Source organism: Nesterenkonia sp. AN1, assembly GCF_000582475.1.
GTDB classification, from domain to species: Bacteria; Actinomycetota; Actinomycetes; order Actinomycetales; family Micrococcaceae; genus Nesterenkonia; species Nesterenkonia aurantiaca.
In genome coordinates, this window is sequence record NZ_JEMO01000015.1 from 199,393 (window position 1) to 208,262 (window position 8,870).

The 8,870-nt window shown below is 69.4% G+C and carries 9 protein-coding genes and 1 pseudogene; 6 read left to right on the forward strand and 4 right to left on the reverse strand.

The window, feature by feature from the left end; all coding sequences use genetic code 11:
- Positions 1-15: 15 nt before the first annotated feature.
- A complete protein-coding gene (locus BG28_RS08915; protein ID WP_036475804.1) occupies positions 16-927 on the forward strand; it encodes a CoA ester lyase in 912 nt (303 codons plus the stop codon).
- 91 nt (positions 928-1,018) lie between these two features.
- Positions 1,019-2,184 (forward strand): annotated as a pseudogene (locus tag BG28_RS08920) (acyl-CoA dehydrogenase family protein).
- Here the strand turns inward: BG28_RS08920 and BG28_RS08925 are convergent.
- The gene (locus BG28_RS08925) at positions 2,185-2,649 is read right to left on the reverse strand and encodes a GNAT family N-acetyltransferase (RefSeq protein WP_036475806.1); all 465 of its coding nucleotides are present in this window, start codon (positions 2,647-2,649) and stop codon (positions 2,185-2,187) included.
- A 100-nt stretch (positions 2,650-2,749) separates the two neighbouring features.
- Between BG28_RS08925 and BG28_RS08930 the strand changes: the two genes are divergently transcribed.
- The 4 genes from BG28_RS08930 to BG28_RS08945 all read left to right on the forward strand — a co-directional run bounded on the left by BG28_RS08930 (position 2,750) and on the right by BG28_RS08945 (position 7,040).
- Positions 2,750-4,129: a sugar porter family MFS transporter gene (locus BG28_RS08930; RefSeq protein ID WP_036475808.1), complete on the forward strand. Its 1,380-nt coding sequence runs from the start codon at positions 2,750-2,752 to the stop codon at positions 4,127-4,129.
- Between the two features lie 181 nt (positions 4,130-4,310).
- Complete coding sequence (locus BG28_RS08935; protein WP_036475809.1) at positions 4,311-5,414, forward strand: maleylacetate reductase; 1,104 nt, start codon at positions 4,311-4,313, stop codon at positions 5,412-5,414.
- A 12-nt stretch (positions 5,415-5,426) separates the two neighbouring features.
- The gene (locus tag BG28_RS08940; RefSeq protein ID WP_036475810.1) at positions 5,427-6,386 is read left to right on the forward strand and encodes a VOC family protein; all 960 of its coding nucleotides are present in this window, start codon (positions 5,427-5,429) and stop codon (positions 6,384-6,386) included.
- A 6-nt stretch (positions 6,387-6,392) separates the two neighbouring features.
- Positions 6,393-7,040, forward strand: coding sequence for an alpha/beta hydrolase (locus BG28_RS08945; RefSeq protein ID WP_051501220.1), 648 nt, complete (start codon positions 6,393-6,395; stop codon positions 7,038-7,040).
- Positions 7,041-7,069: 29 nt separating this feature from the next.
- On the opposite strand, the gene BG28_RS08950 is transcribed toward BG28_RS08945, so the two are convergent.
- The 3 genes from BG28_RS08950 to BG28_RS15660 all read right to left on the reverse strand — a co-directional run.
- Positions 7,070-8,050 carry an ArsA family ATPase gene (locus BG28_RS08950; RefSeq protein ID WP_036475811.1) on the reverse strand — a complete coding sequence of 327 codons (981 nt, stop codon included), beginning with the start codon at positions 8,048-8,050 and terminating at the stop codon, positions 7,070-7,072.
- A 15-nt stretch (positions 8,051-8,065) separates the two neighbouring features.
- Positions 8,066-8,422 (reverse strand): cory-CC-star protein, encoded by a 357-nt coding sequence (locus BG28_RS08955; protein ID WP_341802702.1) that lies wholly within the window; start codon positions 8,420-8,422, stop codon positions 8,066-8,068.
- A gap of 139 nt (positions 8,423-8,561) precedes the next feature.
- Positions 8,562-8,870, reverse strand: a 309-nt coding sequence (locus tag BG28_RS15660) for a hypothetical protein (RefSeq protein WP_161634821.1), incomplete at its 5' end; no start/stop codon positions are given.

The following is an 8,870-nucleotide window of genomic DNA, read 5'->3' on the forward strand; positions in this document are numbered from 1 at the left end:
TCTCGGAGGAGACACATGCCTCACCCCACGGCCCGCTTCGCGCTGGGTCCCGCCCTGCTCTTCTGCCCGGCCAGCCGGCCGGAGCTCTTCGCCAAGGCTGCCGGTGCCGCAGACGCGGTGATCATCGACCTTGAGGACGCGGTGATCTCCGGAGAGAAAGACATCGCCCGGAACAATATGGTCCAGGCGCTGAACTGGGGAGACGGGTCCATGGACCCGAGGCGGACCCTGGTGCGGGTCAACGCTCCGGCCTCGGGCGAGCTGGAGGCGGACCTGCGCGCGCTTTCGGGCACCGAGATCAGCTATGTCGTCATCGCCAAGGCCGAACAGACCGAGCTCCTGGACCAGGTGGCCGCCGCGCTGCCCGGCGTCGGGCTGATCCCGCAGATCGAGACCCCGGTGGGGGTGCTCAACGACCTGGCCCTGGCGCAGCACCCGGCCACTGTGGCGCTGCTCTGGGGGACCGAAGATCTCATCGCCGGCATCGGCGGCACCACCTCGCGCAACAACGACGGCTCGCAGCGCGAGATCATCCGGTTCACCCGCAATCGACTGCTGCTCACCGCCGGCGCCGTGGGCGTGCCGATCATCGACGCAGTCTTCACCCGGGTCCCTGACCTGCAGCGACTGGCGGTGGAGACCGAGGACGCCTGCGCCTCCGGGTTCATCGGCAAGGCCTGCATCCACCCCAAACAGATCGCCCCGATTCGGCAGGCCTACACGCCCACCGCCAGCGACCTGGAATGGGCCAAGGGCGTCATCGCCGCCTTCGAGAACACCGCCGGGCTGACACCCGGCGCCGGACATCGTGCAGACCCGGACCTGGCCGGCGCGTTCAGCTTCCGCGGTGAGATGATCGACATGCCGGTGATCACCCAGGTCCAGCGCATCCTCACCCGCTTCGAGTCCATCGGCAAGGTCGTCTGAGCCGCACCCCACGCGACTCAGCGCCGCCCCGCTCGCTCACCTGCGCCCCAGCGCACGCTTCCCGCACCGCCCGAAAGGTGACCCACCCACGATGTATACCGGTTTCTACGAGGAGATCCACGAGGAGTTCCGCGAGGTGGTGCGCGAGTTCGTCGCCCGCGAGGTCACCCCGCACTACCAGGCGTGGGAGTCTGCGCACATGATGGACCGCTCGCTATGGCTTGCCGCGGCGGAGAACGGGCTGCTCGGCCTCGCCGTGGACGAGGAGCATGGCGGCATGGGGCTGGGGGACTACCGGTTCCGGATGATCCTCGACGAGGAGCTGGCCCGCGCCGACGCGCTCGCGGTCTCCCTGGCCCTCCACCTCCACGACGACTGGGTGCTCCCCGCGCTGCTGAAGTTCGGCTCTGCCGAGCAGCAGGCGGCCTGGCTGCCCCGCTTCATGGACGGCTCCTTCGTCTCCTCGGTGGCGTTCACCGAGCCCGGCGCCGGCTCCGACCTGCGCGCGGTGCGCACCAAGGCGGTCAAGAACGACGACGGCGGCTGGACCCTCGATGGGCAGAAGACCTTCATCGGCAATGGCATCTCCGGCGACGGCGCCCTGGTGCTGGCCCGGACCGACGGCTCCGACGTGCGCCAGCGCGGCTCCGAGAGCTCCTTCAGCCTGTTCCTGGTCGAGAAGCGGGACAACCCCGGCTATCAGCCTGGCCGCCAGCTGGAGAAGATGGGCCTCAAGGCCTCCGACACCGCCGAGCTGTTCTTCGCCGGGGTGCAGATCCCTCATGCGAACCTGATCGGGGAGCAGGGCCGCGGCCTGGACTACGCCAAGGCGATCCTGCCGCAGGGCCGGCTCGGGATCGCCACCTCTGCCGCGGCGATCACCGCCGAGGTGCTGCGCCAGACGCTGAGCTACGTGGCGCAGCGGCAGACCTTCGGGCAAGCGGTGAGCGAATATCAGAACACCCGGTTCCAGCTCGCTGAGCTGCAGGTGGGGCTGGAGGCCACGCAGCGCTATGTCGCGGCCACCGTGGACGCCTTCACGCCGGGGAGCTGGACCTGGTGACCGCGTCGAAGGCGAAGCTCTTCGCCAGCGAACGAGCGAAGGCCTCGGTGGACGCCTGCCTGCAGCTTCACGGCGGCTACGGCTACATCCTGGACTACCCGGTGGCCCAGGCCTACCTCGCGGTGCGCCTGCTCACGATCTTCGGCGGCACCAGCGAGATCCTCAAGGAGACCATCGCCGCGGAGCTGGGCTGATCAGCCCAGCACCCGGGTCATGAACACGCTGTTCGGATCTGGGGTGTAGCGCCCGAACGGCGGGCACTGGGTGAACCCATGCCGCGCATAGAGCCTGCGCGCCGCGGCGAAGTAGTCCTCCACCCCGGTCTCCAGACTCAGCCTGGTGTAGCCGCGAGCACTCGCCACCGCCAGCAGATGGGTCAGCATCCTGGCCGCCACACCCTGCCCGCGCGCGGCGGCCGCGGTGCGCATGGTCTTGATCTCTCCGTGCTCAGGGTCCAGCTCCTTGAGAGCCGCGCATCCGGCCAACACCTCGGCGGGCTCGAACCATGCGCTCCAGAACGTCATCCCGGGCCCGGCCAGCGCGTCGAGGTCCAGGGCGTGGATGCTCTCCGGCGGAGAGGTGGCGTGCATGTCCTGCAGATGTTCGACGATGAGTGCCCGCACGGCCGGATGATCCAGGGTCCCCTCGGTGATGCGCATGCTCGATATTCTGCCACCGGCGACGGCACGGACTAGTCTGACCTTCGTTCCCTGCGCTGGTCAGCGTCTGGGGCCTGGAGCAGCAGGAGAACGGAACACCATGAGCACAGCAGCACCCACGGCTACGCAGCGACGCCGGGGCTCCACTCTGATCTACCTCTTCGGCGCCCTGGGCGGGCTGAACTGGGGTTATGACACCGGAGTGATCTCCGCGGCGCTGGTGTACCTGCGCCGGGACTTCGAGCTGAGCAGCTGGGCCGAAGGTGGGATCGTGACCGGCCTGATGGTCGGCGCCGCCATCGGGGCCTGCCTGGGCGGCGGGCTCTCCGACCGCTATGGCCGGCGGGCCGTGCTGCTGATCACCGCCGCGCTGTTCCTGATCGCTCCGCTGGGGATGGCCTTCGCGCCCAACGCCGAGGTGCTCTTCGCCGCCCGGCTGGTGGTCGGGCTCGGCACCGGCCTGGCCGCCGTCGTGCTGCCGGTGTATCTCTCCGAGATCGCTCCGGCGCGGATCCGCGGCCGGGTCACCGCCTCCTATGTGCTGGCGATCGTGATCGGGCAGTTCCTCGGGTTCGTGGTCGGGGTGGCCTTCGCCCCGGTGGAGTCCTGGCGCTGGATGCTGGGCCTCTCGGTGATCCCCTCGGTGCTCTTCGCGCTGGGGCTCACCGTGGTGCGCGAGACCCCGCGCTGGCTGGTCCACCGCGGCCGGGAGGTCGAGGCCGAGGCGATGCTGCTGCGCGACCGGACCCCCGAGGAGGCCCGCCGGGAACTCGGCGAGATCCACGAGGTCCACGAGGCGGAACAGCGCGAGGGCGTCACCGGTCTGCGTGCGCTGCGCAGGCCCTGGGTGCTCTCGATCCTCGGGGTGGGCTTCGGGCTCGGGGTCTATCAACAGGTCATGGGCATCAATGCGGTGCTCTACTACGCGCCCACCACCTTGCAGAACGTCGGCTTCTCCGACGAGGGCGCGATCGGCTCCAACCTGATCATCGGCGCGCTGAACATCGCCGCGGTCTGGATCGCCATCTGCTACACCGACCGCTGGGGACGCCGCCCGATGCTGCTGATCGGCGCCCTGGGCACCTCGCTGGCGCTCGCGGTGCTCGCCGTGGTGAACCTGGTCATGCCGGCCCCCGAGGGGCTCGGCGGACTGGGCATCGCCACGCTGGCCTGCCTGGCCGTGTTCATCTTCATGTTCCAGGTCAGCTGGGGGGCCCTGGTCTGGGTGGTGCTCGGAGAGATCTTCCCGCTGGGCGTGCGGGCCGCCGCCATGGGTGTTGTCACCACGGCACACTGGCTGGCCAACGGCCTGGTCTCGCTGCTGTTCCCGACCGCGCTCGCCGCCTTCGGCGTGGGCTGGATCTTCGCCGGGTTCTCCCTGATCTGCTTCACCGCCTTCCTCTTCACCTTCAAGAAGGTCCCGGAGACCAAGGAGCGCACGCTGGAACAGATCGAGACCGCGTTCCGCCGAGCCGGCTGAACCCCCCGGAAGGTCGACGCTGACCAGCACCGACGCATGGAACCAGCGGTGCTTCAAACCGTCGAACCCTTGACAGTCAATGTGGCTTCCACCACATAATGGCCCTCGGACAGCTGTCCGAATCTTGCGGCGCCCTTGCAGCGTCGGCAGTCCCGACTCCGCCGCGAGAGGAGAGGTCCCTATGACCATGAGCTTCAGCCACCAGACCTTGGGTCAGCGGGTCTGCTTCGGCGCCGGAAACCTGACCACCGATGTGCGCAGCGAGACGAAGCGTCTCGGCGCCCAGCAGATCCTGCTGATCGCCTCCGGCAGCGCGCAGCGCGCCGCCGATGAACTCCATGCCACGCTGCGCATCGCCCACCGGCTCGACGGCGCCCGGCAACACGTCCCGGTGGAGGAGGTCGAGCTGGCCTGTGATGCCGCGACCCAGGCCCAGGCGGATCTGATCCTGTGCGTGGGCGGGGGCTCCGCCATCGGGCTCGGCAAGGCGGTCGCCCTGAAGACCCGTGCCCCGATCCTCGCGGTGCCCACCACCTACGCGGGCTCGGAGGCGACCAATATCTGGGGTGTCACCGAGGCCGGCGCCAAGGCCACCGGAGCCGACGACGTGGTCCTGCCGAGAACCGTGGTCTACGACGCGGAGCTGGTGCGTGACCTCCCGGCCGAACTGGCCAGCGCCTCCGGGATGAATGCGCTGGCCCACTGCATCGACTCCTTCTGGGCCCCTCACGCGGATCCGCTGAACCGCCTGGGGGCGGAGGAAGCCATCCGGGCCCTGCGCCGGGGGATGGCGCCGCCCGCCGAGGGACCGAGCCGCAGCCTCGAGGCGAGCCAGCAGCTGCAGTACGGCGCCTATCTCGCCGCCACTGCCTTCGCCTCAGCGGGCTCCGGGCTGCACCACAAGATCTGCCATGTGCTGGGCGGATCCTTCGGCCTGCCGCACGCCCAGACCCACGCCGTGATGCTGCCCCATGTGCTCGCCTTCAATCTGGGATCAGCCCCGGAGGCGGGGAAGCGCATCGCGGCGGCGCTGGGAGCCGCAGACCCGCTCGAGGGGCTCAGCGGGCTGCGCGCCCAGATCGGAGCTCCGCGCGCGCTGCGCGACCACGGGCTCAAGGAGGCGGACCTCGAGCGCGCCGCGGAGCTGATCCTCGGCGTCGTCCCGGCCAGCAACCCGCGCGAGATGGCCCTCGAGGACGCCGCCCAGCTGATCCGCGCCGCATGGGCCGGCGATGACCCCGCCACAGATGCTTTCAGTCACAGATCGCAGCAGTCACTTCCATAGAAGGGCACCACCATGACGTATCTGCTCGGCTCCCACCACGTGACGCTCTCCGTGGGCAAGGCCCAGGAGGACGTGGACTTCCACACCAAGGTCCTGGGCATGCGGTTCATCAAGAAGACCGTGCTCTACGACGGCTCCATCCCGATCTATCACCTCTACTATTCCAACGCCCACGGTGACCCCTCCGCCGTGGTCACCACCTTCCCCTGGGCGCAGCAGGGCCGCTTCGGCACCCGGGGCACCAACCAGGCCCGCGAGGTGATGCTCGCGGTGCCTGCCGGCTCACTGGACTTCTGGGCGCAGCGACTGGGCTCGATGCAGATCGAGCATCAACAGTCCGAGCTCTTCGGTGAACGGCGCCTGGCGTTCAACCATCCCTGCGGACTCGAATACGTGCTGGTGGGAGTGCACGGCGACGCCCGGGTGGGACACCCCGGTCATGGGGTGCCGCCGGAGCACGCGGTGCATGGGATCTACGGGATGGGCATCCATGTCTACGACCAGGACCGGATGGTCGACTTCGCCAAGGATGTGTTCTTCCTCGGCGGGGAGATCGCCGAGGCCGGTGACGTGGCCCGGTTCAAGGTCGGTTCCGATGAGTTCGGCAACTGGGTGGAGCTGCGCGGCAACCGCACCGACGACCAGGGCACCTGGCGCTTCGCCGCGGGCACCTACCACCACTTCGCCTGGAACTTCGACACCCTGGAGAACCAGGAGGCCTCCAAGTTCGAGATCGAGGGCGCCGGCTACACCGACATCTCCGAGCTGAAGGACCGCACCTACTTCAAGTCCCACTATGTGCGCACCCCCGGCGGGGCGCTGTTCGAGCTCGCGGTGACCCACGCCGACGGCGGCTGGGACTGCGACGAGTCCCCCGAGGAGCTCGGCCAGAAGTTCATGCTGCCCCCGCAGTTCGAGCACGAGCGCGAGCACATCATGTCCCAGCTCGAGCCGCTGCGCGTGGAGGACTGATCCGCCGTGCCCAGCCATGACCAGCTTGCTCTCGTGCACCACGGCGTCGCCGCCGAGGACGCCCGAATCGTGGTGTACGGGGTCCACGGTCGCACCCAGAGCCCACAGTTCTTCATCGACCTCGCCGCACGCCTGGAGCTGGAAGGGGTCTGCTGGTGGCTGCCCACCGCGGCGGATCACTCCTGGTATCCGGGGAAGTTCATGGAGCCGCTCGAGTCCAACCAGCCGCAGCTGGACCAGGCGCTGGGGGTGATCCAGGATCAGCTCTCGCATCTGCTCCAGACGCGCGACGCCGGAGGGGCCCCGGTGATCGTCTTCGGCTTCTCCCAGGGTGCGTGCCTGTTGGCCGAACATCTGCTGGTCTCACAACCGCGGGTCGACGGCGCCCTGCTGCACACCGGCGGCTATCTGGGGCCCCGGGCGCGCAGCTTCGCCGCGGCGCCCGACCCTGGCCTGAGCGGACTCGCGGTGGAGCTGTTCAGCGCCGACGAGGATCCCTGGGTGCCGCTGCACCGGGTCAAGGACACCGCCGCGGCGTTCGAGGGTCTGGCCGGGGTGACCACGCTGAGCGTCTACCGCGACGAAGAGCACCACATCACCGAGGACGGCGCCGCCCGGATCCGCGAGTACCTCAACCGGCACGCCCGGGCCTGAGCCGGCCGGTGCCTGGTGCGTCCGCGGGCTCAGCGCAGCTCGTTCGCCAACCGCTGGATCGCCGCCGGGCCCACCAGGTCCCCGGTGAGCAGCGGCAGCCTGTCCACCGGCACCCCGGGCATCAGCTCGGACAGCGAATCGAGGTGTCGCTGCTCCTGGGCTCGGCGCTGCGCCAGGTACTCCCCGGCATCGGTGGGGGAGAGCCGATTGACCACCAGCCCGCCGACCTCCACGCCGGCCTCGCGCAGCTGGGCGCAGAGCGCCACCGATTCCAGGACCGGCAGCCGCTCGGGGGTCAGGACGATCACGAAGCTGCAGGTCTTCGGGTCCGAGAGGACTTCGCGCATCATCTCGAACCGTGCCTTCCGCCGGGTCAGCACCTGACGGATCCGCTGGTCGCGATTGCTCGGAGAGGTCTTGGCGGGGTCGTCCTCGCCGTCGAGGACCCGCACTGCGGCACCGAAGCGCTCGGCCTTGCTGCGTCGGGTCAGCAGCCCCGACATCCAGGTGGACATGATCTCCGGCAGCGCCATCAGCCGGGCGGTGTGCCCGGAAGGAGCGGTGTCGAACACGATCAGGTCGTGGGAGTCCAGGCCGTATTCGATCAGCACCGCGATCCGTTCCAGGATGGCTGACTCATGGGTGCCCGGTGACTGGGCGGAGAGCTTCAGGTGCGCGGCGACCTGGGGGTGGAGGTGCTCGGGCATGAAGTCCCGCAGGTTGGCTCCGACCTCGGCGAGATGTTCATCGATGGTGCGCTGCGGGTCGATCTCGATCCCGCGCAGCACTCCACCGGAGTCCTCGCTGCGGTAGAGCTCCACCGGGTCATCGCCCACGGTCTGGTCCCACAGGTGGCCCAGGTTGTGCGCGGGGTCGGTGGAGACCAGCAGCACCCGTCGGCCGGCGGCCGCCTGGTGCAGCGCCACGGCCGAGGCGGTGGCCGTCTTGCCCACCCCGCCCTTGCCGCCGAGGAACAGCACCCGGCGTCGTTCAATCAGGTCCAGCAGCATCGGTACCGAGTCCTTTCAGCAGCAGCCGAGTCCGTCCATCGGGGAGCGCTCCAGCCCCTGACGGGTGTGCCATTCATGCATCCGGTCCAACATCTCCGGCAGCAGCTCCAGGGTCATCCCGGAGGCCGGGTTCGGCAGGCCCAGCGCCTCGGAGAGCACCAGCATCATGAACAGGTCTTCCTCGTCGCGCTTGGCGCGGGCGAAGACCCGCCGGTACGGGGCGACGTAGAACTCGTGGAGTCCGGCGTTGAACCGCTTCCACAGGCCTGCCGGCTCGGCAGCGCCGGGGTGACGGGATGGGGGGTCATTCCCCGCTGAGCTTGCGACGGTGTCCGCCTCCCCTGAGTGATCTGGCCTGCCGGTGTGAGGCACCTCATGCTACGCCAGAGCCGAGGCGGCGTGTGCGTCGCGGAAGCGCCTGGCGCTCTATGTGCAGCGCAGGGCGCGGAGGATCGGCATCATCGCCCCGGTGATGTCACCGGTGGTGTCATCGTTGGTGTCACCGTTGGTGTCACCGGTGACGTGCCGCGACGACCACCATGGTGACGGCGGCCCCGGCTGCCGTGGCGGCCGCAGACGGTGAGCGTCGACGTTGCCCGATGACGACGCCGGCGAATGCCCAGAGGAGCGTTCCGGCGTAGACGCGGGAGGAGACACTGGCCCGTTCCGGCCCCGATGCGACCCGGGAGCCCAGCGCGCCGAGCCCCGCGAGCAGGGCCGCACCCGCCGTGGCCGCTTTCGGCCCGGCGGGAACAACATCCTTGGCCACGAGCATGGCGGCCAGGTTCACCCCGCAGGCCGCCTGTCCCCCAGGCCGCCA

What these genes read in the sequence shown, in the direction of transcription:
- BG28_RS08915 (WP_036475804.1), top strand. Translation starts at nt 16, where the DNA reads ATGCCTCACCCCACGGCCCGCTTCGCGCTGGGTCCCGCCCTGCTCTTC.
- BG28_RS08925 (WP_036475806.1), bottom strand. Translation starts at nt 2,649, where the DNA reads ATGCGCATCACCGAGGGGACCCTGGATCATCCGGCCGTGCGGGCACTC.
- BG28_RS08930 (WP_036475808.1), top strand. Translation starts at nt 2,750, where the DNA reads ATGAGCACAGCAGCACCCACGGCTACGCAGCGACGCCGGGGCTCCACT.
- BG28_RS08935 (WP_036475809.1), top strand. Translation starts at nt 4,311, where the DNA reads ATGACCATGAGCTTCAGCCACCAGACCTTGGGTCAGCGGGTCTGCTTC.
- BG28_RS08940 (WP_036475810.1), top strand. Translation starts at nt 5,427, where the DNA reads ATGACGTATCTGCTCGGCTCCCACCACGTGACGCTCTCCGTGGGCAAG.
- BG28_RS08950 (WP_036475811.1), bottom strand. Translation starts at nt 8,050, where the DNA reads ATGCTGCTGGACCTGATTGAACGACGCCGGGTGCTGTTCCTCGGCGGC.